General features: G+C 53.7%; 20 protein-coding genes and 1 riboswitch. Of the genes, 12 read left to right on the forward strand and 8 right to left on the reverse strand.

Going from position 1 to position 21,515, the window contains the following annotated elements; genetic code table 11:
- Positions 1-47 precede the first annotated feature (47 nt).
- Both Absy_RS02285 and Absy_RS02290 read left to right on the forward strand, forming a co-directional pair.
- Positions 48-284 carry a DUF3297 family protein gene (locus tag Absy_RS02285; RefSeq protein ID WP_048853111.1) on the forward strand — a complete coding sequence of 79 codons (237 nt, stop codon included), beginning with the start codon at positions 48-50 and terminating at the stop codon, positions 282-284.
- A gap of 107 nt (positions 285-391) precedes the next feature.
- Positions 392-1,651, forward strand: coding sequence for an NAD(P)/FAD-dependent oxidoreductase (locus Absy_RS02290; RefSeq protein ID WP_048853112.1), 1,260 nt, complete (start codon positions 392-394; stop codon positions 1,649-1,651).
- Positions 1,652-1,820: 169 nt separating this feature from the next.
- Here the strand turns inward: Absy_RS02290 and Absy_RS02295 are convergent, their stop codons facing one another.
- The 6 genes from Absy_RS02295 to ribD all read right to left on the reverse strand — a co-directional run bounded on the left by Absy_RS02295 (position 1,821) and on the right by ribD (position 9,058).
- The gene (locus Absy_RS02295) at positions 1,821-4,415 is read right to left on the reverse strand and encodes an MMPL family transporter (protein WP_048853113.1); all 2,595 of its coding nucleotides are present in this window, start codon (positions 4,413-4,415) and stop codon (positions 1,821-1,823) included.
- Positions 4,416-4,524: 109 nt separating this feature from the next.
- Positions 4,525-5,535 (reverse strand): lysylphosphatidylglycerol synthase domain-containing protein, encoded by a 1,011-nt coding sequence (locus Absy_RS02300; RefSeq protein WP_048853114.1) that lies wholly within the window; start codon positions 5,533-5,535, stop codon positions 4,525-4,527.
- 57 nt (positions 5,536-5,592) lie between these two features.
- Positions 5,593-6,081: a 6,7-dimethyl-8-ribityllumazine synthase gene (gene ribH, locus Absy_RS02305; protein ID WP_048853115.1), complete on the reverse strand. Its 489-nt coding sequence runs from the start codon at positions 6,079-6,081 to the stop codon at positions 5,593-5,595.
- A 45-nt stretch (positions 6,082-6,126) separates the two neighbouring features.
- Positions 6,127-7,470 (reverse strand): 3,4-dihydroxy-2-butanone-4-phosphate synthase, encoded by a 1,344-nt coding sequence (gene ribB / locus Absy_RS02310; RefSeq protein WP_371263681.1) that lies wholly within the window; start codon positions 7,468-7,470, stop codon positions 6,127-6,129.
- The gene (locus tag Absy_RS02315) at positions 7,455-8,057 is read right to left on the reverse strand and encodes a riboflavin synthase (RefSeq protein ID WP_048853117.1); all 603 of its coding nucleotides are present in this window, start codon (positions 8,055-8,057) and stop codon (positions 7,455-7,457) included. The genes ribB and Absy_RS02315 overlap by 16 nt, the downstream gene beginning before the upstream one ends.
- The gene (ribD, locus tag Absy_RS02320) at positions 8,039-9,058 is read right to left on the reverse strand and encodes a bifunctional diaminohydroxyphosphoribosylaminopyrimidine deaminase/5-amino-6-(5-phosphoribosylamino)uracil reductase RibD (RefSeq protein ID WP_048853118.1); all 1,020 of its coding nucleotides are present in this window, start codon (positions 9,056-9,058) and stop codon (positions 8,039-8,041) included. The genes Absy_RS02315 and ribD overlap by 19 nt, the downstream gene beginning before the upstream one ends.
- 147 nt (positions 9,059-9,205) lie before the next feature.
- Positions 9,206-9,353: riboswitch (FMN riboswitch) on the reverse strand.
- A gap of 322 nt (positions 9,354-9,675) precedes the next feature.
- Between ribD and Absy_RS02325 the strand changes: the two genes are divergently transcribed.
- The 10 genes from Absy_RS02325 (at position 9,676) to Absy_RS12990 (ending at position 20,390) form a co-directional block, all read left to right on the forward strand.
- A complete protein-coding gene (locus tag Absy_RS02325; protein ID WP_048853120.1) occupies positions 9,676-10,917 on the forward strand; it encodes a cytochrome b in 1,242 nt (413 codons plus the stop codon).
- Complete coding sequence (locus Absy_RS02330; protein ID WP_048853121.1) at positions 10,917-11,693, forward strand: cytochrome c1; 777 nt, start codon at positions 10,917-10,919, stop codon at positions 11,691-11,693. Before Absy_RS02325 ends, Absy_RS02330 begins: the two co-directional genes overlap by 1 nt.
- Positions 11,694-11,715: 22 nt before the next feature.
- The gene (gene petA, locus Absy_RS02335) at positions 11,716-12,354 is read left to right on the forward strand and encodes a ubiquinol-cytochrome c reductase iron-sulfur subunit (RefSeq protein WP_048853122.1); all 639 of its coding nucleotides are present in this window, start codon (positions 11,716-11,718) and stop codon (positions 12,352-12,354) included.
- Between the two features lie 195 nt (positions 12,355-12,549).
- Positions 12,550-13,101 (forward strand): flavodoxin family protein, encoded by a 552-nt coding sequence (locus Absy_RS02340; protein ID WP_048853138.1) that lies wholly within the window; start codon positions 12,550-12,552, stop codon positions 13,099-13,101.
- 207 nt (positions 13,102-13,308) lie between these two features.
- A complete protein-coding gene (locus Absy_RS02345; protein WP_048853123.1) occupies positions 13,309-14,634 on the forward strand; it encodes an outer membrane beta-barrel protein in 1,326 nt (441 codons plus the stop codon).
- Positions 14,635-14,796: 162 nt separating this feature from the next.
- Positions 14,797-16,302 carry an ArnT family glycosyltransferase gene (locus Absy_RS02350; RefSeq protein ID WP_048853124.1) on the forward strand — a complete coding sequence of 502 codons (1,506 nt, stop codon included), beginning with the start codon at positions 14,797-14,799 and terminating at the stop codon, positions 16,300-16,302.
- A 423-nt stretch (positions 16,303-16,725) separates the two neighbouring features.
- Entirely contained in the window at positions 16,726-17,709 is a 984-nt protein-coding gene (locus Absy_RS02355; protein WP_048853125.1) for a DUF1852 domain-containing protein, read from the forward strand.
- Between the two features lie 27 nt (positions 17,710-17,736).
- A complete protein-coding gene (locus tag Absy_RS02360) occupies positions 17,737-18,765 on the forward strand; it encodes a methionine synthase (RefSeq protein WP_048853126.1) in 1,029 nt (342 codons plus the stop codon).
- A 174-nt stretch (positions 18,766-18,939) separates the two neighbouring features.
- The gene (locus tag Absy_RS02365) at positions 18,940-19,830 is read left to right on the forward strand and encodes a LysR family transcriptional regulator (RefSeq protein WP_048853127.1); all 891 of its coding nucleotides are present in this window, start codon (positions 18,940-18,942) and stop codon (positions 19,828-19,830) included.
- Positions 19,831-20,147: 317 nt separating this feature from the next.
- The gene (locus tag Absy_RS12990; protein WP_158319835.1) at positions 20,148-20,390 is read left to right on the forward strand and encodes a transposase; all 243 of its coding nucleotides are present in this window, start codon (positions 20,148-20,150) and stop codon (positions 20,388-20,390) included.
- Positions 20,391-20,446: 56 nt separating this feature from the next.
- Here the strand turns inward: Absy_RS12990 and Absy_RS02375 are convergent, their stop codons facing one another.
- The gene (locus Absy_RS02375; protein ID WP_048853128.1) at positions 20,447-21,268 is read right to left on the reverse strand and encodes a hypothetical protein; all 822 of its coding nucleotides are present in this window, start codon (positions 21,266-21,268) and stop codon (positions 20,447-20,449) included.
- Positions 21,269-21,313: 45 nt separating this feature from the next.
- On the reverse strand, positions 21,314-21,515 hold a 202-nt coding region (locus Absy_RS12585), incomplete at its 5' end, for a hypothetical protein (RefSeq protein ID WP_219810127.1).

Consider the following 21,515-nt stretch of genomic DNA (forward strand, 5'->3'; position numbering starts at 1 on the left):
CTTTTAAAACAGGGTCCGAACAACCGTTTTATCAAGGAATATGCACTATGTCCGATGCAATGCCTGACCGTCTTTCCGTTAACCCCAACAGCGCATTCTACAACGAAGCCCTGCTCGAACGTGGCGTGGGCGTGCGGTTCAAGGGCGTGGAAAAAAACAATGTTGAAGAATATTGCGTCAGCGAAGGCTGGGTCCGAGTAGCTGTTGGCAAAACAGTTGACCGCCATGGCAACCCCCTGACCATGAAACTCAGCGGCCCGGTTGAAGTTTGGCTTAAGGACTGACCTGTCGCCAGAACATGGCGCACTGACAATTAAATACTTTATTTAATTGTCAGTGTTTGGAATAGTGTCACGCATAATTTATGGCAGACCAAGAGGGAAACCACTCCATGACCCAAACAGCACCCAGCACGGAACCCGACCTGCGGCACACCATTGTTATTGTTGGTGGCGGTTCCGCTGGCATTGCCGTTGCAGCCCGCCTGCTGCGCGAACGCCCTACACTGGATATTGCCATTATTGACCCCGCCACCACCCATGCCTACCAGCCGGGCTGGACACTGGTTGGCGCAGGAGTCATGAAGCTGCGTGACACACTGGAGCAGGAAGGTGGAGTGATTCCCAAAGGCTGCAAATGGTTGCGCGCTGCGGTCAGCACCTTCCAGCCTGATAACAATACCCTCACACTCGAAGACGGGCGCACCGTTGGCTACGGTCGCCTTATTGTCTGCCCCGGCCTGCAACTGGACTGGGATAAGATTGAGGGTCTGAGCGAAACCCTGGGGCGCAACGGCGTTTGCTCCAACTATTCCAAAGACACTGTGGAATACACATGGACCTGCATCCAGTCCCTTGCTGGTGGCACCGCTCTGTTTACCCAGCCCCCCATGCCAATCAAATGTGCAGGTGCGCCACAGAAAATTGCCTATCTTGCCTCCGACCACTGGCGCAAGCAGGGTACGCTCAACCGCACCAATGTTGAATTCTGCCTTGCTGGCGATGCGCTGTTTGGCGTGGCCTACTTCCGCCCTGCTTTGCAGGAAGCGGTGGATTATTACGGCATTAACCTGCACTACAAACACAATCTGATTGCGGTAAACGGCCCCGAACGCAAGGCAACCTTTGCCGTAACCGGCCCGGATGGCAAAGTGACCAAGGTGGTAAAGGAGTTTGACATGCTCCACGTAACCCCACCCCAGAGTGCACCTGATTTTGTTAAGAAAAGCCCCCTGGCCGATGCCGCTGGCTGGCTGGATGTAAACGCCACAACACTCCAGCACGCCAAATACCCGGCCATTTTTGGCATTGGCGATGTTATGAATACCTCCAACGCCAAAACCATGGCAGCTGCCCGCGCACAAACTCCGCTGGTTGCCCAGAACGTTCTGGCCTCCCTCGATGGTCGTCCCCTTACCGGGCAGTACGATGGGTACGGCGCATGTCCGCTTACTGTGGCATACGGTAAAATTGTTCTGGCCGAGTTCCTGTATGGCGGCAAACCCGCGCCAAGCTTCCCCTACGATCAGCGCAAACCCAGCCGATTTGCATGGTTCCTCAAAACAACCGTATTCCCCCGTGTTTACTGGGATATGATGCTAAAAGGCCGCGACATTGAGGTGCCACACCACCCTGAATGGTCCAAAAGCTGATCGTTCCCGCTTTCTCCTCCCCGGCAGGATCTCTTTCCTGCAGGGGTGACCAGATACAGCAGTGCCAATAAAAAACCTCCCCACGTTATGGGGAGGTTTTTTTATACTGGCGCTGATAACCTACAACCTTGAATTTAATCTGTTCTGCCAACAAAACCCGTCTTGTGGCTTAGGCCTCATCCTCCGGGCGCTTGGGTAGCAGGGCCGGAACAAACACCAGTGTTCCCAACAAAGTACACGCCAGAGAAAGCAGGAGCAGCCGCCCCATGCTGGCCGTTCCGGGATGATGCGACAAGGCAAGGGAACCAAAAGCCGTACCCGTTGTCAGGGCAGAGAACAGCACAGCCCGCGCCGTGGGGGAAGCCAGTGGGTATTGAACCCCATCACGCCAGTTCATAACAAAATAGATATTAAACGATACGCCAACACCCAGCAGCAGCGGCAAGGCAATAATATTGGCAAAGTTGAGCGTTTCGGGCAGCAGCACAACCAGTATGACCGTCATCAGGGCCGAAAGCAGCAACGGTGCCAGCACCAATGCCATATCCTTGATCCTGCGCAGGGCGATCATAAGAATAATGGCGATCATGACCACCGCTGCTCCGGCGGCCTGCTCGAATGCCCGCACAATGGAGCGTGCACTTTCCACAATATCGACTGCCGTACCGGCCATATCCGGTTCGATTTTTTGCAAAGAACCCACAAATTTGCGGAGCGCGCCAGAACTGCTCATGACTCCTTTGGGGTGCACTTCCACAAGGGCGCGACCATCTGGCAACAGATAGTCGTTGGCAATAACGGGTGGCACATCATGAATGGTTACTGGCCCTGCCTGCAACATGCTTTTGAGCTGCGCAAGTTCTGGCGGCAAAAAGCGTACCAGCGCCGTATTGGCAGCCAGCACGGTTTCGTCCCGTGCAGTGGCCAGACGGGCCAGCGCAGCCTGAATCCTGCGCAGCGGGTCGTTAGCAGGTAGTTTATCCAGCACCTCGCCCAGTGCCTTGGCCGTACTGGCCGCAGACTCACGCAGGGCTGCGGCATCGGGTGCGGGCTTGGGGTTGGGCACAATCAGGGTTGGCAGCAGCATGGAGGCTGCATCCTGAATAAGAGCGAGTTTTTCTGGCTGCTGGGTTGGTACGTAAGACCCAAGCCACATCACGTCATGCACATCAGGCAGTTCATCCAGACGATCAGCCTCCTTCCGGGCCTCATCCAGCGATTTAACCAAAAGCTCTGCGCTGTAAGGTGATGTCTGCGGATTATTGATCAGCAGGCTAAGCGCGCGCATACCCTCGGAATTAGGGTTTTTGGTGTGCAGGGGGTCACCATCAAACTGTAGGGCTGGCACAAGTGCGAGCCCCGCAATGGCGATCACACCAAAAAATGCCAGCAGCCATTTGCGGTGGTGGCGGATTTTAACATCCACCGGCTTCATCCACACATATCCCATGCTGGGGCAGTTCAGGGGGGGGTGGCAAATGCACAGTAGGGCGGGCAGCAAGGTTGTGGTGCAGATAAACGCCACCAACATGCCAATGCCTGCAATAAGCCCCAACTGCGCAACCCCCAGAAAGGCTGTGGGCGTAAACGCCAGAAAACCAGCGGAAGTGGCAAGGGAGGCGACCAGAATCTGATGTCCGGTTTCTTCCCCCGTCATGCGCAGGGCTTCGTACATTCCATCCTTACCCGTAGCGGTAGGGCTTTGTGCCCTGAAGCGAACGGAAAACTGGATGGCAAAATCGACCGCAATCCCCACAAACAGAATGGCGAATGCAACAGAGATCAGGTTCAGCGTACCAACTGCAACGGCTGCAAAGCCGGTTGTCAGCAACAGCCCCACAACCAGTGTGATCACAATGGGGAGCACCACCCGCCATGAGCGCACCGCCAGTGTGAGCCACAGTGTTACCAGCGCCAAAGACCCAATAAGCCCGGCAACCATACCCTCCGCCACGGTTGCAAACTCTTCATCATCAAGCTGGACCTGCCCGGTCAGATACACTTTGGCATGACCATTTTTAACAAACTCTAGAGTTTTTATGGCATCGCGCATGGCATCCGCCGCAGCGCCACCGGGCTGGAAGGACCCATAATCCAGAACAGGCTTGGTAATGACAAACTGGTAGCGCCCCGCCAGATCAGACAGCTGCCCTCCCAGAAGGCGCTGCCAGGACATAAGGTCCGCCTTGCCATCGGCTGCTTTTTCCAACGTGTTGGCAAAGCCGGTCAATGGTGCCTGAAAACCTGCCAGATTGGCCTGCCCTGCCTTGACCCCCTCGGCAATAAGCGAAAGCGCACCAAACAACCCGCGGGCGGATGGGTCCTGAGCAAGGGCAGACAAAAAGGGCTGGGCTGCGATCGTATCGTTCAGGATGCTGGCCAGTGGCTTGGGCTCCAGGAACATAAGCCCGTTGCGCTCAAGGTAAGGGTTGGCATCCGGCCTGTTGGCAAAGGAAAAATGCTGATGATCCGCCCCCAGCTTTTCGGCCAGCTGCCGGGCAGTCTCCTGCCCTTCTTCCGGCAGATCGGCCTCCACCACAGCGACCAGAAGGTTCTCCTTCTGTGGAAACAGGCGCCCCATCTCATCCGAACGCTGCTTCCACTCCAGTCGGGGCGAGAGCATTTTGCTCGTGTCCGTGGTCACGCCAAGCTGGGTCATGCCCGCATAAACGCCTGCGCCGGACAACACGCAAAAGAGTGCCACGACCAGCCACGCATGGCGCGCACAAAGGGTGATAAAACGACCTATGGGTGCAAAGAGCATGATAAACGACAGGATCCTAGAAAAGTCATGGCGTCAGGCACAAAACCGCCTTGGTTTGCCTAACAGCGTCGCACGATGCAAGGGAGGATATACACAGACCACTCTTCTTTTACCGGCCTGAGTGAGGAAAATGAGATTTTTCCGTGTTATTTGCACGGCCTGACCAAGCATGTTCCAGCCATTGCCACAATACCAGTGAGGGCACACCCCAAGCAATTTCGCGCAGACGTTTGATAAGCGAGAGCGCAATGGCCACGGGAGGTGCAATTCCAAACAGCCCCCCCACAACCAGATACCCCCCTTCGGACACACCCAATGCACCGGGAACCGCAAATCCGGCGGACTTGGCCGCCTCGCCCACACCTTCGATTACAAAACCCGTCGCCAAAGAGCAGTCATGCCCCATAAAGTGCAGGATCAGGCAGACTTCCACCGCACCAAGCGCCCATGCGGAAAATTGCAGGATCAGACCTGTCACAGCATTGTTGCGGGTTTTGTAAAGCCCCAGCACTTCCTGATGAATGCCGCGAATGCCCTCTACACCGCCCCAGCCCAGATGGGTGGCTATCCGCTCCAGCAGTTTTTCCACCACGGCAACAGCCCCCAGCCACTGGCTGGCAAATACGGCCACACCAATAACAGCGAGCACCATGGCACTTTCGAGCAATCGGTCGGTCACGGCAGAGCGCTGGACCAGAGCCAGCAACAAAAGCAGCCCCGCCACCGTAAACAGCACCTGACTGAGCAGTTCAAGCGTAAGGTCGCAGATTGTGGCTGCGGCTGCACGCCGCAAACCCAAACCACGACGGGCAAGCAGACGGCTGGAAACAACCTCCCCCCCAACCTGCGCCACGGGTAGCAGGTTGTTCACACCCTCACGCACACAGCGCAGAATAAAAAAATCACGCAATGGCAGGTGGGGGGGCAGGTCACGCCGGGCAATAACCCGCCACGCCTGCGCGGATAATGAGACCTGAACAGCATGAAAAACAATGGCGGCAAGGAGTCCCCAGCCGCCAGTCACAACAAGCGCAAAAATGGCATGAGCGCCAAAGCGCGAGAGCATCCAGACCGTCAGCCCCAGCCCCAGAATACCGGCTACAAGAGTGATGCGCTTCATGCAGTCTCCCTTCCCACGCCCGCAAGGCCCGCAGCCTACACTGGTATGCTGCTCCTGTTATCCCTCCCTGATCTGACGCAGGAGAGCAAGAGATTCCACACATGCCGCAGCGGCTTCGCGCCCTTTATTATGCACATCATCGGAGGAACGCACAGTTGCCTGTTCCTCCGTGTAGGTTGTGAGAATACCAAACGCTACGGGCACTTCCGTGGCAAGGCTTGCCTGCATAATGCCCATGGTCGCACCCAGACTGATAAATTCAAAATGGGCGGTGTCTCCCTTAACCACGCAGCCAAGGCAGATGACCCCTTCATATCGTCCACTTTTGGCCAGAGCCTGCGCCAGCAAGGGCATTTCAAACGCGCCGGGAGCTGCAAACACATCTGCGTCAGAAACAGTAATGCCGTGCTCTTCCAGCCATGCAATGGCACCATCACGCAGACCGCCGGTGACCGTCTCGTTAAACCGGCTGACAACCAGCGCCAGACGGGGAGCGGGGGTAAGAGCTTTGAGGTCAGGCAGGTTGACCGGGGAACGTGTACCCATAAGTGCTATTATCCTTGAACAGTGCGTTTTGAAGTCAACAAAAACTCAGGCTGGGACCGTGTGCGTGGCAGGGGTTACGGTATCGCAGCTCAAATGGTGGCCCATCCGTTTGCGCTTGGCGTGAAGATACGCCCGGTTAAAGGTGTTGGCCGGAATTTCCAGGCCGAGTCTTTTGCGCACAACAAAACCCCGGCTTTCCAGCGCACGCACCTTGTCCGGGTTGTTGGTCAGCAGGTCAAGCTGACCAACACCAAGACTGCGCAGGATTCCAGCTGCTGCACGCCAGTCGCGCGCATCGGTCGCAAAGCCAAGTTTATGGTTGGCTTCCACCGTATCCAGCCCTGCATCCTGCAATTCGTAGGCACGGATCTTGTTGACCAGCCCAATCCCCCTGCCCTCGTGGCCGCGCACGTAAACCAGCACACCACATTCCGCCTGCCCAATAGCCCGTAATGCGGCCTGAAGCTGGGAGCCACAGTCGCACCGCAAAGACCCCAGCGCATCGCCCGTCACACATTCGGAATGCAGGCGAACAAGAGGAACTGGCCCAGTGGGGCTGACATGCCCCTTGACCAGCGCCACATGTTCCACGCCGTTATCATCCTTAAACGCGTGGATCATCAGGTCATCGCCGCCATACACACTGGGCAGGGCGGCTTCGGCCAGATCAGGCACATGCTCTGCTTCTGTATCCGCAGCTTTGCCCTGATCTGGCTGTTCCAGCGGTGTCAGCCCCTGCGCGGCAATCCACGCAGCCAGTTCCGCAATGGAAATAATGGGCATGTCGTGCTGGCGGGCAAACACTTCCAACTGGGGGCGGCGGGCCATTGTGCCGTCTTCGTTCAGGATTTCGCAAATGACGGCGGCAGGCTTTAGCCCTGCAAGGCGCAGCAGATCAATGGAGCCTTCGGTATGGCCTATACGTGCCAGAACCCCACCGGGATCGGCACGAAGGGGGAAAATATGGCCCGGAGTTGCAATATCCGCAGGCTTTGCATCATCCGCAGCGGCAACACAAACGGTATGCGCCCGGTCTGCGGCGGAAATGCCTGTGCTCACACCTTCCCGCGCTTCGATCGAGACCGTAAACGCTGTGCCATACTGGGCGGTGTTATCGCTCTGGCGCACCATCATGGGCAATTCCAGTTGCGCAACCCGCTCGGCAGTCAGCGGCAGGCAGACAAGGCCACGGGCATGGGTGATCATAAAGTTCATGGCCTGCGGGGTCATGAACTCCGCAGCCATAACAAGGTCCCCCTCATTTTCGCGGTCTTCATCATCCACCATCACAACCATGCGGCCCGCACGCACGGCGGCTACGGCACGGAGCAGGCGCACGGAAGGCTGGAACGGCACGCTCTTCTGCCCCTCTGTCATTTTACCTGACATTGTGCCTCCACATATTTTGCAATGATGTCCACTTCCACATTCACGGCATCCCCCACCTGCGCTGTGCCCAGTGTGGTGTGGTCCCATGTGTGGGGAATAATCATAAGGGCAATGCGGAATACGCCGTCCTGCACCGCCCCCACCTCGTTCAGTGTCAGGCTGATTCCGTTCAGCGCAACCGAGCCTTTTTCCACCATATAGCGCCGCAGTTCGGCGGGCACCTCAAACTCCACGCGCCGGGCATCCCCCACCGGGGTTGCCCCAACAAACCGGGCAAGCCCATCCACATGCCCCTGCACAATATGCCCCGACAGACGGGTGGAAGGCGTAACCGCACGTTCCAGATTGACCCGCGCCCCGGCCCTGAGCCTGCCCAGCATGGTACGGTCGAGTGTTTCACTGCTGACAAAAAAGCGGACAGGCGCATTCTGTGCCTCTGCCACGGCAGTCAGGCACACACCGTTAACGGCAATGCTCTCCCCTTCTGCCACATCGGTCAGCCCGGTCTCGACTTCCAGCATAAGGGACTGGGCCCCCTGCTCCGCCTTCAGGACCTGACCGAGGGATTCTATAATACCGGAAAACATGCCTGCTCCTGCGTGCATCGTGCCCATTCTGGAAAAAGAGAAAGGGGAGAGATATCGTGTCGGGTTGAAACAGAAAAATGGTCCTGACCTTGGGCATCCTGCCGAATACTCAGCCAGTCATCCCACAGCCCCTGCTCATGGATGGCGCGCAGCAGGGCTGGCCCTGCTTCCACCATAATCCACAGGGCCGGGGTACTGGCCAGCAGAGTGGGCAGGGCGGCAACATCGGGGCAGAACAGCACATCAAACCGCGCTTCCGCCTGTGCCAGCCAGTGTGCAGGCACATTGTGCCGTGCGCCACACACCACCAATACGCGCCGCCGCTCCGCATGATCTGGCACATGCCTTACGGTAAAACCGGGCAGGTCAGCCCTGACTGTGCCTGTGCCCGTAACAATACCATCGGTTACGCGCCGCAGGGCATGGGCAAAATGGAGCGATGCTGGCGTGGTAAAGGTTGTGCTGCCAGCTGGTGGCACCATGCTCCCCTGTGCGTTAACAGCCTGCTTGACTGTTATCCACGGTCGGCCATGCACCATACGCCATGCAAACGGTGCCAAAAGCGCGCGGCAGCGAGCCATGCTGGCCGCGCCATTGGGAGCATGGTCCAGCCAGTGCACCGCCACACCATTGGCCTGCAAATAGGCTGCTCCACCACCCTGCACATGGGGGTTGGGGTCCGCACATCCAATCCAGACCTGTTGAACAGGGGTCGATAATAAAGCCTGCGTGCAAGGCGGCGTGCGCCCCGTGTGGTTACAGGGTTCCAGCGTAACCACAGCAGTATGAATCCGCTCCGCCACGCCAAGTGCCCGCGCCTGCTCCACTGCCAGCCGCTCGGCATGTAACATGCCCGCCTTGTGGTGCGCGGCAATGACCAGCACAGTTCCCTGCGCATCCAGCAGCACACACCCTACAGCCGGGTTTGGCGCGGTCTGCCCTGCAAAACGCCATGCTTCGGAAACAGCCAGATCAAAGGCTGCACCAACACATGCTGGCATTGCGCGGGAAAAAGATTGTGGAATGCTATTCACCCTGCTCTCTTTGTCCATGACCTGCACACAACAGACGGACTCAGGGCGTAAAAAGGCTCTCCCGCTCCTTGCGCACACCCAATACGGGCGTAACGGACAGGAAGCGAGTCTCTCCTTTGTTCTCTTTCATCCGGACTGTGACCGTCGGCTCCGGAGTTACACCGGATCTGCTGACCCTGCCGAAACAGGCGCTCGCGGGCTTGGAGGAGCAGGCTCCTCCTTTACCGCCGGTAGGGAATTACACCCTGCCCTGAGAACGTCGCACCCGCACAATGGCGACTGCTAACTGATATGATGGGGCTAACAGTCACGGGTTGCAAGAATAAAACGCTTCACATCTGGTTATGGCTCATTCTGAACAACCGCATGACGGGTTACAAAACAGAGCGGAAATACCCAGCCCCCCTTGCCACACGTTCCGGCACTGTTATGAGAGAGGGCATAAATGGAGCCATGGCCGAAAATACCTGGCCGGGCCGTTTTTTGTAACCGCGAGTTCAGGCAGGTTTTTTGCGCGCCCTGTATTTTTATCCTGTTGTGTGCTCGTTGTATGTCGGAGTTCCATCAGCCTCCATGGACCAACCATGACCCAACCAGACCCGGCGAACAAAGCCACCCCAGCCGCCCCTGCCATGACCGGCCTTGCCGGATGGATAGAGGCCCGCCTGCCTGTTATTTCTGCCTTCCGGGCTGAATATATTGACTTCCGCCTGCCACGTAATCTGAACGGATTGTGGAATTTTGGCGCCATTCTGACCGTTGTTCTGCTGCTGATGCTGGCTACGGGCATTTTTCTGGCCATGAACTACACCCCCACCAATGCAGGGGCATTTTTGTCGGTCGAAGCCATAGACCGCCAGCTTGCTGGGGGGTGGCTGCTGCGCGCCATGCATATGACGGGGGCCAACCTGTTTTTGGCCGCCCTATATGTGCACCTGTTCCGTGGTCTGTATTACGGGTCTTACAAAGCCCCACGCGAGCTGTTGTGGCTGAGCGGGCTTGTGCTGCTGGTTATGGTCATGGCCACGGCCTTTGCCGGTTACATGCTCCCCTGGGGGCAGATGTCCTACTGGGGAGCGGATGTTATTACCAAAGCCGTTGGCGCCATTCCCGGCATTGGTCCCAGCCTTGAGCATATTATGGCTGGGGGTGACCATCTGGGCGATGTGTTCCTGCACCGCTTTTTTGTGCTGCACTTTTTGCTGGCGTTTCTGGTCGTTGGGGTTGTGGGGCTGCATGTGACCATTGTGCATGTCAACGGTTCCAACAACCCGCTGGGTATTGAACCCCGCACCCCCAAGGATACGGTACCGTTCTACCCCTATTACATCAGCAAGGATCTGGTCGGGCTTATTGTGTTCGCCATGGTGTTTGCCGCTTTGATGTTCTTCTGGCCCAACGTGCTGATCGAAGCCGACAATTACACACCGGCTGACCCCATGCACACACCGGCGGATATTGAACCGGAGTGGTACTTCCTGCCTTTTTATGGCCTGCTCCAGTCCGTGCCTTCCAAATTTGGTGGTCTGCTGGCCTCTGCGGCCTCCCTGCTTATCCTTTTTGCCCTGCCCTGGCTGGACCGCTCACCCGTGCGCTCCATGCGCTTCCGCCCGCTGTGCCGTATTGGCCTGTTCGGGCTGGTTGCTGCATTTATTCTGCTCGCAGCGGCAGGCAAGCACCACGCTCAGGGGGGGTGGCTTATTGTGGCCCGTCTGGCTGGTATTTATTACTTCGGCTATTTTCTCGTGTTGCTCCCCCTTGTCTCCCGCAAGGAAAAAACACGTCCCCTTCCCTCCTCCATTGCCGCCGCACAAGGAGAGCACTGATGCGGGGTCTTTTTTCCCTTCCCGCCCTTGGGGTAATATCTGCCCTTGGTCTTTCTGGCGTGGCACTGGCCAACGAGCCGGACAAAGCCCCGCCCCATCAGCCATGGAGCTTTGATGGACCATTGGGTCAGTATGATCAGGGCAGCCTGCAACGCGGCTTTGTGGTGTACCAGCGGGTCTGCTCAACCTGCCACGGTATGCGCAACCTGACCTATAATGATCTGGCGGGCATTGGCCTGACCCAGCAGCAGATAGCCGAAACAGCCAAGGCCAAACCACAGGCAGGCACCCCAGATGCCATGGGCCAGCCAACAACACGGCCCGGCCTGCCCGATGACCACCTGCATTCCCCCTTCCCCAGCGATGCGGCGGCTGCCGCCATGATGGGGGGCGTTGCTCCACCGGACCAGTCCCGTCTGGCCATGACACACCCCGGCGGGGCGGACTGGCTATACGCCTTCCTGACTGGCTACCGTATGCCGCCTCCAGCCGATGCCCCCATAGTACCGGGCAAGTTTTATAACGACTGGGTCGCCGGACACATGATTGGAATGCCCCCCCCACTTATGAACGGCATGATCCAATACCCTGATGGCACCCCTGCCACAGTGGAGCAGCAGGCCCGCGATATTACGACTTTTCTGGTCTGGGCGTCCGATCCACACAGCAATGAACGCCACAGCATTGGCAAGGCCGTTATGGCCTATCTGGCCGTGTTGCTGGCGCTGGCCATTGCATGGAAACGCAAAATCTGGAAACGCCTGAAAACGCAGTGAAGAACAGAAAGCACGCACAACCATGACACGTGAGACTGAAACCACCCCAGCTCCCGAACAGGCTCCCGGCCGCCGCGACTTTCTGGGCATGGTCACAACCGCTGGAACGGTAACAGGCATTGCCGCCTGTGCGATTCCGTTTGTTGAAAGCCTGCAACCACAGGATAGTGCTGCAGCACACCTGCCGGTTGATGTGGATATTTCCCACCTGGCTCCGGGCCAGCAAATGGTGGCCGTATGGCAAGGCAAGCCCGTCTTTATTATCCGCCGTACCCCCGAAGAGCTGGCAAGCCTGCAAAACGCCAGCCTGAGCGCACAGTTAAAAGACGCAAACTCCACAGCCCACCAGCAGCCCGACTATGCCCGCAACTGGCACCGTTCTGCCACACCGGAATATGGGGTTTACGTTGGCATATGCACGCATCTGGGCTGCGTGCCATCCTACAATCCACCGCAGGGGTCTGGGCCAGAGGCATCGGGTGGTTATGGCTGTCCCTGCCATGGCTCCAGATTTGATCTGGCGGGCCGCGTACAAAAGGGTGCCCCGGCACCTTATAACCTGCCTGTCCCGCCGTATGCCATGCCGTCTGCCACAGTGATCCGGCTGGGTGAAAACCCCAAGGGCGAAACGTTCGATTTTTCTACCATCGAGCAGATCTGACCCCTTTCCCTCCTGCCAGTGCACGCTCTGGCAGGAGGCATTCCATACCTTGCCTGCCCCTGCCAGACCTCACACCTCTGGTGCGAAATGCTTTTGCCAAAAAGCACCTTATCGGCCGCACCAGACTGCGCCATGCTGCCCGCACAAGACCCACGGCCACATATTCCGGCCCTTACAGATCAGGGAACTGCGCGTATGTCTGACATTGTTGTTGTTTACCACTCAGGCTATGGCCACACTCGCAAGGTTGCAGAGTATGTTGCCAATGGCGCCAATGCAGAACTGATTGCCATTGATAGCAATGGCGAGATCCCCCAAAATGCGTGGGACACGCTGGCTGCCGCCAAAACCATTGTGTTTGGGGCCCCCACCTACATGGGCAATGCAAGCTGGCAATTTAAAAAATTCGCCGATGCCACATCTCAGATCTGGTTCACACGCGGCTGGCAGAACAAACTGTTTGCTGGCTTTACCAACAGCGCCAGCCCTGTGGGGGACAAAGGCGTAACACTGGCATGGCTGCAAACGCTGGCAGGCCAGCATGGTGGCATATGGATCAGCCTTGGCCTGCTGCCATCCAACACAAAAGCTGCCAAAAACACGGACCTGAACGCACTCGGCGGCTCCACCGGCCTACTGGTGCAAAGCCCATCCGATGCAAGCGTGGACGAAATTCCACAAGGTGGGTTGGATACAGCCACCGCCTTTGGTGAACGCATTGCTGAAATTACAAAGCGCTTTGCATAAGCTGCTTCCAGAACATACAAAACTCAAAGAAAAATAAAACCTATTCTATATGATATAGAATAGGCCAAGAGGAAGGCAGGTATCGCAAATGCGTGATACTCGTCTTCCTCTTCGTGTTTTATCATGACTGCGTTCTATAATGTATTCGCTGGGTCACGCCCCAAAGCAGCACCAGACAAATACAATAAAAATGCGGGAATCTGAGCAATGAAACTGTGCAAAAAACACTCCGGTTTTGCCGTTGCCCTAAGCATTTCCTCTATTTTATGGGGTGGTTCCCTCCATCCGGCAGCCGCACAGGTTCATCCCTTTTCAACCTTTGCAGCCAACGGTTCCAATCTGGCCCACTGGTTAAGCGATATAACCCTTACCGGGCAGATTGAAGGGGGCATTATGGCCAACCCGGCCCGCCCCAACCCCGGCTATAACTTTGGGAATTTTCTGGCCGACCATGCCAATCAGGTGCAGCTTAATCAGGCCGAATTTGTGCTCTCCAAAGCGATTGATCCGAGCAAAAACACCTATCAGATTGGTTTTACACTTGAAGGTCTTTATGGCTCCGATGCACGGTATTACCATCTGACCGGCATATCCGATCAGGAATGGAAGGCGCGTTACCAGCTTATTCCCGCGCAGGCCCATGTGGATGTCCATCTACCCTGGCTAACATCTGGTGGGCTGGACATGCAGGCAGGCATTCTGCAAGCCCCCATGGGGGTTGAAGGTTTGGACCCGGCTGCGCGCGCTTTTTACACACTCGCCTACACATCCGAATATTCCGTGCCATTCGAGCATGTGGGGGCCATGTTTAACTGGCACGTCACGCCCATTCTTGACGTAACATTCGGGATAGATACCGGGAACCAGACAACTTTTGGCTCATCGGACAACAACAGCAGACCAGCCGGGTATTTTGGGTTCAACCTGAACAACCTTGCAGGCGGCAAACTGCGTATTGTGGAGCTTAGCCGCGTTGGCCCGGAAAACGCATGGCGCTCATCCGCCGGAGGACATTACGAGGCAGATCATGCCCAGCGTTTTTGGAACGATATTAACGCCACCTATCAGGTCAACGACCGCCTGAGCATAACAGCAGAGTTCAATTACCTGCACGACGAAGGCCTGCATGGTATGGAAGGCAGGCAGTTCAAAGCCGCCGATGCAGAAAGTTTTGTCAGCTTTCTCAGCTATAAAATCAATAAGGATTTTACGTTCAATTATCGTGGGGAAATTTACCGCGACAATAATAACCTCATGGTTTCCACATTTCAGGGCAACAACTCCTATATGAACGCCATTGCTGGCCGCCCCTATGCGGCCATACCCGGCCCCAATACCAGCAGCCATGGCACCACATATGGTGCTTTATCGCTTAATGTGGCTTACCGCCCGGATCTGGGCCACCACGTAAGGGTCTTTCAGCTCCGCCCGGAAATCCGGTTTGATCGCGCACTCAACAGCACCACACCCTTTAATGGGGGACGCAACAATGGCATGTTTACGTTTGGGGGAGATGCCGTAATCGGTTTTTAAGCCCGTGCAGCACTCTTAAACCCAATGGCTTTTGGTCCAGTCTGCTTTGACTGAACATAGGCACATGGCACCTGAACAGGGCTGCTTATTGGCAAAAATACGTTACATCATACCAGATTTAGTTTAAGTGCGTGGGGTCCAAACAATGTAGGGTTCCAAAACGTGCCGCAGAAGAAAAATAGAGCTATAGATGTCTTTTTCTCAGCCGTTTTACCCGACAGACGTGTTCCAGACGGATATACCGCTCTAAAATATAGTACTCTTCTGATCCTTTTCCTGTATTTTTTAAGCTACCTGATTATCCCTTTTTCCAATGGTGATCCGGCCTATTACACAATTCTTGGTCGCGGCATTATACAGCACCATCTTTTTCCCTATAACTATGCTTTTGACCATAAACCATTGGGCGTAAATCTATTTTATGGCCTATGGGACTGGCTTATTCCTTTTTATAGCGGCAAATTTGCAGTGCTTGCGCTTGTTTTAAGCGCTGCCGTTGTTTGCTTATGCCGCACATTCGGTGATTTTTCCCGCGCAACAGCCTTTATGTTGCTGACTGTTGGTGGAGCGATTTTTAATGTGCTCTCGGGCAATTCAGAGATTGTTCTCGTCACAGGAGAAACCCTGTGCCTGACCTTAATGTTCAAAGGCATACAGAATAACCGCAATAGCCTGTTTTTTCTGGCAGGGATTGTTGCCGCCTTCACAGTCAACATCAATTATCTCTCGGCGGTCTGCCTTGTGGCACCTGCTGCTTTACTGCTTTTTTCACCCGGCTGGTTTCGTCTTTCTCGCTGTTTTCTGGCTATTGCAGGCGGTCTGAGCGGCCTTCTGGTCCTATTCTCGCCTTACCTGCTGGCCGGACACGGCGCTTTGCAGACATACTTTTCCATGCAGCATGAATTTCTGCATCGCTATAGCGGGTCATTACATGAACGTCTGCTGTGCCTGTTATGGATGACTTTCTATGTTCTGCTGCTTTCCCCTGTATTGATTGCATGGTGCAAGCGCTTCACTCTTTCTGACCAGATGCAGAACAATCGGAAAAACCTTATTTTACCCTTGTGGTTTTTCTCTTCACTGCCCGCCACAATGCTTTCCGGGCATCCGTTTGAACATTATTTTCAGCTCTGCTTTGCACCGGCTGCCATTATGTGGGCTATTCTATTGCGGCAAGGTATCATTTTTTCGCGTTATGCACTCATGCCATTTTTTGTGGTTGCACTCTTTTTTGTCATCAATAATGCTCGTACCAATTTTAAAACCTATATTCACTGCAATCGTGTTGATTACGCAGCCATAAGCAGGGAAGTCGGACAGAATAAGGTCTTGAGCCTTCGGGCCTACCATTCTGTATTTTACCTCTCCAACCTCTGGCCGTTTGATATTTACCTGTTCAGCGATCATACGGACATTATGTATGGCGCACATGCAGGGCAGCATTTTATGGAAGACCTACAAAAACGTCCGCCCTACGTTGTTATGCGTTACAACGCTTGTGGCTTGCACGAGGTAGAACCCCAAGTATGCGAATGGGTACAGCAACACTATAAATTAATCTATGCTGTGAATGTTCAGCAATCCAAACCGAACAAATTTTCCGTCGCACTCTATAAGCTCGTACAACCTGTTCAAGTGCCTGCAACACCCAATATAGCGGAGCATTAATGCTCCCATTGGGCAATAGATCAAGCTTGCCCAAAACCGATGCGTTTATCCATGATGGATTAAATGACTCGAAAACTTGTTAGCGGCCGCTTTCCACCCCTTCTGTAACACCTCGCCTGCCGCGCATCAGTCAGGAGTCCGGTGTGCCATTGTTCCCACACCCTGCCCTCCCCTAGCAGCCCACCACCGGTGACCTGACCACTCCAGAGCAAAGCTTTGCACACATCGTTCTATGCACGATATTTATGTTTTTATGAAAAAAAATCATTTTTATTCACTATTCAATTCCGGCATAACGCATACACGGCGTTTAACGGCAGACATATCTGTCACCATTACTTGAAAAATCAGAATAAAAATGGGGAGTTTTTATCCTCATAAATAAAATTCTGATTGTCATCGGCACAGAGATGCAGGACCACAATGATTCAGGATTCTACATTCACTATCCATCGACTTCGCTTCGATGAAAACTATCATCCATCCGACAGGACGCGTCTCACAACCAATTTTGCCAATCTGGCGCGAGGAGAAAGCCGCCGGGAAAATCTGTGCAACGTCATGCGCATGATTGATAACCGTTTTAATGATCTGGCACGTTGGGATAACCCCAAGGGTGATCGTTATTCCATTGAACTTGAAATTGTTTCCGTAGAAATGGATCTCGCTTTTGCTAGCAAGAATGGCAACTTTCCCCTGATCGAAGTTCTGTATTCTACAATCATCGATAAAAAAGGCAGAAAACGCATAGAAGGTCTCGCGGGGAACAGTTTTTCTTCCTATGTGCGGGATTATGACTTTAGCATATTACTTCCAAATTATAATAAAGATAAATCAGAGTTCAGTATTCCTCATAACTACGGAAATTTACATGGGAATCTCTTCAAGAGTGTTGTGAACTCTTCGGCCTACAAAAAGAATTTCAGGAAACTTCCTGTCATATGCCTCAGTGTTTCAACCAACCGAACCTATTACCGGACAGAAAACCAGCATCCCGTTCTGGGCGTTGAATACCAACAGCGTGAATTCTCTCTGACTGACCAGTATTTTGAAAAAATGGGTATGAAGGTCCGTTATTTTATGCCCGCCAACAGTGTAGCGCCTCTGGCATTCTATTTTTTTGGTGATCTGCTCTCTGATTATTCCACTCTTGAGCTGATCAGCACCATCAGCGTGATGGAATCTTTTCAGAAAATCTACCGCCCGGAAATTTACAATACCAATGCGGCAGCTGCGGATTGTTTTCAGCCCAGTCTGAAGTATCAGGATTATTCAAACACCCGAATTATCTACGATCGAGCAGAACGTACACAACTGGCAACCGCACAGGGACAATATACGGAAGAGAACTTCATCAAACCCTATCACACTATTCTTGAGCAGTGGTCTGCCAGTTACGCCGCCTGATCTCTCAGAAACACAAGGTCCTTTCCCATGAAAACACTGCTCCCCACCTCAACTGCTGGCAGTCTGCCCAAGCCTTCATGGCTCGCACAGCCGGAAACCCTCTGGTCGCCCTGGAAATTGCAGGGGGCGGAACTGGTCGAAGGCAAACAGGATGCACTGCGCCTGACACTGGATGATCAAGATCGCGCTGGCATTGATATCGTCAGCGATGGCGAACAGACGCGCCAGCATTTTGTTACGACCTTTATTGAACATCTCAGTGGTGTTGACTTCGAAAACCGCCAAACGGTTAAAATTCGTAACCGCTACGATGCCAGTGTGCCATCAGTTATCGGTGCCGTAAGGCGTGAAAAGCCGGTTTTTGTCGAGGATGCAAAATTTTTGCGTAAGCTGACAAAAAAACCTATCAAATGGGCACTCCCCGGCCCCATGACGATGATCGATACACTCCATGATAATCACTACAAGAGCCGTGAGAAACTTGCGTGGGAATTTGCCAAAATCCTTAATCAGGAAGCAAAAGAACTCGAAGCAGCCGGTGTTGATGTTATCCAGTTCGATGAGCCAGCCTTCAATGTTTTCTTTGATGAGGTGAATGACTGGGGCATTGCTACGCTGGAGAAAGCCATTGAGGGACTGAAATGCGAAACTGCCGTCCACATCTGCTATGGCTATGGCATCAAAGCCAATATCGACTGGAAAAATACTCTTGGGCAAGAATGGAGGCAATATGAAGAAATCTTCCCCAAACTCCAGAAATCGCATATCGACCTGATCTCGCTGGAATGTCAAAACTCCCGCGTTCCAATGGATCTGATTGAACTCATTCGTGGAAAAAAAGTCATGGTCGGCGCTATTGATGTCGCCACCAGAACCATTGAAACGCCTGAAAAGGTTGCAGATATTCTACGAAAAGCCCTTCAGTTCGTCGATGCCGACAAGCTTTACCCTTGCACCAACTGCGGTATGGCACCTTTGCCGCGTAATGTAGCACGGGGCAAACTCCATGCTCTGGGCGCAGGTGCTGCAATCGTTCGACAAGAACTCTCAACCTGACAGATCGCCTGACATTTTTTTACATTCAGCACTGGGAGACGGACCGAAAAGAATATCTATGGTGATTACGGGAAAACCAGAATGAAACGTGCAGAGCATCATGATATGAGTTCATGAAAATGAACTCATATGTTTGTATAACCATATCAATTCTGTGCATTGGATAGGAAAACCATGGGTGTTCTGGAGCGCAGTCATCTGACAATCATTCAGGAGGTCGCGCGAGAAGGTTCATTAACAGCCGCAGGAATGCGCCTGAACCTGACCCAACCCGCCCTCAGCCATTCCATCCGCAAGATCGAACAACAACTTGGCGTCAAGATATGGCGGCGGGAGGGACGCTCCCTCGTACTCACACAAGCAGGTGAATGGCTATTAGCCCTAGCAAACCGCCTGCTGCCACAGTTTGAACTAGCCGAAAGCCGCCTTGAACAATTTGCAAATGGTGGGCGGGGTACACTCCGTATCGGCATGGAATGTCACCCCTGCTATCAATGGCTCCTAAAGGTAGTCTCACCCTATCTGGAGAGATGGCCAAAGGTCGATGTGGATGTAAGGCAGAAATTCCAGTTTGGTGGAATCGGCGCACTGTTCAGTAATGAAATTGATATTCTGGTCACGCCTGACCCACTTTATAAACCCGGTCTGAAGTTTACGCCGGTTTTTGATTATGAACTCGTGCTGGCCGTTGGCCCCGAACATCCTCTGCGCAATGCAAAGTTTGTTTTACCAGAACAACTTGTGGACGAAACATTGATTACCTACCCGGTTCCGTCCGAACGTCTCGATATTTACACGCAATTTCTGCAACCAGCAGGAATTGCACCAAGGCAGCAAAAGCAGATCGAAACAACGGACATCATGCTGGTCATGGTCGCGCATGGAAGAGGCGTTGCGGCACTACCGCGCTGGCTTGTGAAAGAATATTCTGCCCGTTTTAAGCTTCACCCCATCAAACTTGGGAAAAAGGGTATTGCAAAGCAGATATTTCTTGGTCATCGGGAAACTGATGAAGACATTCATTATCTACGCGATTTTATTGAATTCGCCGCATCACCTCGGTAAGAAGATTTAAGGTTTTATTCCCCCTACCCCGCAATACGCAGATTTTCTGGCGGGTGCTCTTTTTGGTCGGTGTGACCTCTTCTTCGTATCGTTGAAGCTGATCGAGAAGCATTGTCTTTTTCTCACGAAAAGGATCAATATACACATCACCGTCGATCTAGGTTCAGGACCTGTTAATTTATTGAACTGAGCGAGAGGGTATGATTCACGGGCTTACCGATGGAGGGTGGGCCTGTAAATGACGTGTTTTTGCTGTCTGAGAGGCAGATGGAGCGGATTGAGCCGTTTTTTTCCCTCTGGCACATGGAGTGCCAGGCGTGGATGACCGGCGTGTTCTGAGCGGGATCGTTTATGTGATCCGCAACGGCCTTCAGTGGAAGGATGCCTCGAAAGCGTATGGCCCGCACAAAACTTTATATAATCGCTTCATCCGGTGGAGCTGCCTGAGTGTCTGCAACCGGATCTTTGTCGCGCTGACTGATCAGACCGACCGTTCAAAGTGCCTGATGATCGATGCAATCCACAGCGCAGCAATCGTCATATTCTACCTCAAAGAATGAGTCCTGAGCCTAACCTCTATCACGGTTAACGAGAATGGTTTCTGTTCTGTCTGTGCCTATTCCTTCATATTATCCATACCCACCGGACTCTCCCTTACGACGCTAGGGGAAGCTTCGTTTTTAGGATGATAGGCATAAGCGAAACCCAACAGGAGAACGATAGCACTCGGCAAAAGCGGAACTATGAAAGAGAAAATGACTCCTCGCGCCTCTGTCCTACCGAACACATTCTCTGTTCCGTCAGTCTTATCAAGCATGGCTAAAACATATTTTCTGTAGCGTGTCAGCAAGCTCTGACGCACGGAATATGCGTGGAAAAACCCACCGATCAATATAACGCCAAAAAGGACAAGAGCGATCACTGCCCTAGGGTCACCATCATGACTGTGGTGATTGCCTCCCTGTATGACCATGAGTAATGCAAAAAAATACGCCACAATAAAAAGGGCATAGAAGGCAGTCAGCTTTACCCATGAGGTGCCAATTTCAGAGAATACTTCTGTGTAAACATTATCTGAAAAGTAACCAATCTGGTGCGTCACGTTGTTACGGAGCGCAAGAAATTTTCCATTTTGTTTTCCTTTTTTCCCTCCCCATATCACCGAGACTGATTGCCCCTCCCGGCACGGAAAGTCGCCTTTAATACCATCCTGATCTATCTGAATCTCTTGGCCGTCTGGAGCCACAATCCAGAACGTCTGGTGATTTTGCACGTTGGATGAGATCGTCGGTGCTGAAACGACACCTCCATATTGAGGATGAACGTAACCGCCACCACCCGATGACGTGACTGTGGTGGAACTCCACTTCTGGACACTCGCCACCTGTCCGGTCAATGTATTGAACCACATCCGATGTCTATCAATCACAGCATCCATATAAGTGACCTTTCTTTCAATTTACTGTCGCAGCAAACAAAACCGTCACCCTTGGCAAACACCATCATCCAGCTTGCAGGCTGCTGGGATGTTCTTGCCGTTTTTTGTCAGGATTCCGGTCGCAAGGTCGTAAACATCGACTTCGGCTGGCGTGGTGACGTATTTCCCGATATTTTTCGGAAACTTCAGTGTGATTCTACTTCCTGAAATGGACGGCTTGGCAGTTGAGCAATTCCCGAAGAATGGT

The organism is Acetobacter syzygii, from assembly GCF_000964225.1.
Classification (GTDB): Bacteria; Pseudomonadota; Alphaproteobacteria; order Acetobacterales; family Acetobacteraceae; genus Acetobacter; species Acetobacter syzygii.

Coding starts and splice junctions, on each gene's coding strand:
- Absy_RS02360 (WP_048853126.1), top strand. CDS start 17,737: ATGAAAACACTGCTCCCCACCTCAACTGCTGGCAGTCTGCCCAAGCCT.
- Absy_RS02300 (WP_048853114.1), bottom strand. CDS start 5,535: ATGAAGCGCATCACTCTTGTAGCCGGTATTCTGGGGCTGGGGCTGACG.
- Absy_RS02345 (WP_048853123.1), top strand. CDS start 13,309: ATGAAACTGTGCAAAAAACACTCCGGTTTTGCCGTTGCCCTAAGCATT.
- Absy_RS02285 (WP_048853111.1), top strand. CDS start 48: ATGTCCGATGCAATGCCTGACCGTCTTTCCGTTAACCCCAACAGCGCA.
- ribH (WP_048853115.1), bottom strand. CDS start 6,081: ATGGGTACACGTTCCCCGGTCAACCTGCCTGACCTCAAAGCTCTTACC.
- Absy_RS02295 (WP_048853113.1), bottom strand. CDS start 4,415: ATGCTCTTTGCACCCATAGGTCGTTTTATCACCCTTTGTGCGCGCCAT.
- Absy_RS02365 (WP_048853127.1), top strand. CDS start 18,940: ATGGGTGTTCTGGAGCGCAGTCATCTGACAATCATTCAGGAGGTCGCG.
- ribB (WP_371263681.1), bottom strand. CDS start 7,470: ATGTCAGGTAAAATGACAGAGGGGCAGAAGAGCGTGCCGTTCCAGCCT.
- Absy_RS02330 (WP_048853121.1), top strand. CDS start 10,917: ATGCGGGGTCTTTTTTCCCTTCCCGCCCTTGGGGTAATATCTGCCCTT.
- Absy_RS02375 (WP_048853128.1), bottom strand. CDS start 21,268: ATGGATGCTGTGATTGATAGACATCGGATGTGGTTCAATACATTGACC.
- Absy_RS02315 (WP_048853117.1), bottom strand. CDS start 8,057: ATGTTTTCCGGTATTATAGAATCCCTCGGTCAGGTCCTGAAGGCGGAG.
- Absy_RS02290 (WP_048853112.1), top strand. CDS start 392: ATGACCCAAACAGCACCCAGCACGGAACCCGACCTGCGGCACACCATT.
- ribD (WP_048853118.1), bottom strand. CDS start 9,058: ATGCCAGCATGTGTTGGTGCAGCCTTTGATCTGGCTGTTTCCGAAGCA.
- petA (WP_048853122.1), top strand. CDS start 11,716: ATGACACGTGAGACTGAAACCACCCCAGCTCCCGAACAGGCTCCCGGC.
- Absy_RS02355 (WP_048853125.1), top strand. CDS start 16,726: ATGATTCAGGATTCTACATTCACTATCCATCGACTTCGCTTCGATGAA.
- Absy_RS02340 (WP_048853138.1), top strand. CDS start 12,550: ATGTCTGACATTGTTGTTGTTTACCACTCAGGCTATGGCCACACTCGC.
- Absy_RS02325 (WP_048853120.1), top strand. CDS start 9,676: ATGACCCAACCAGACCCGGCGAACAAAGCCACCCCAGCCGCCCCTGCC.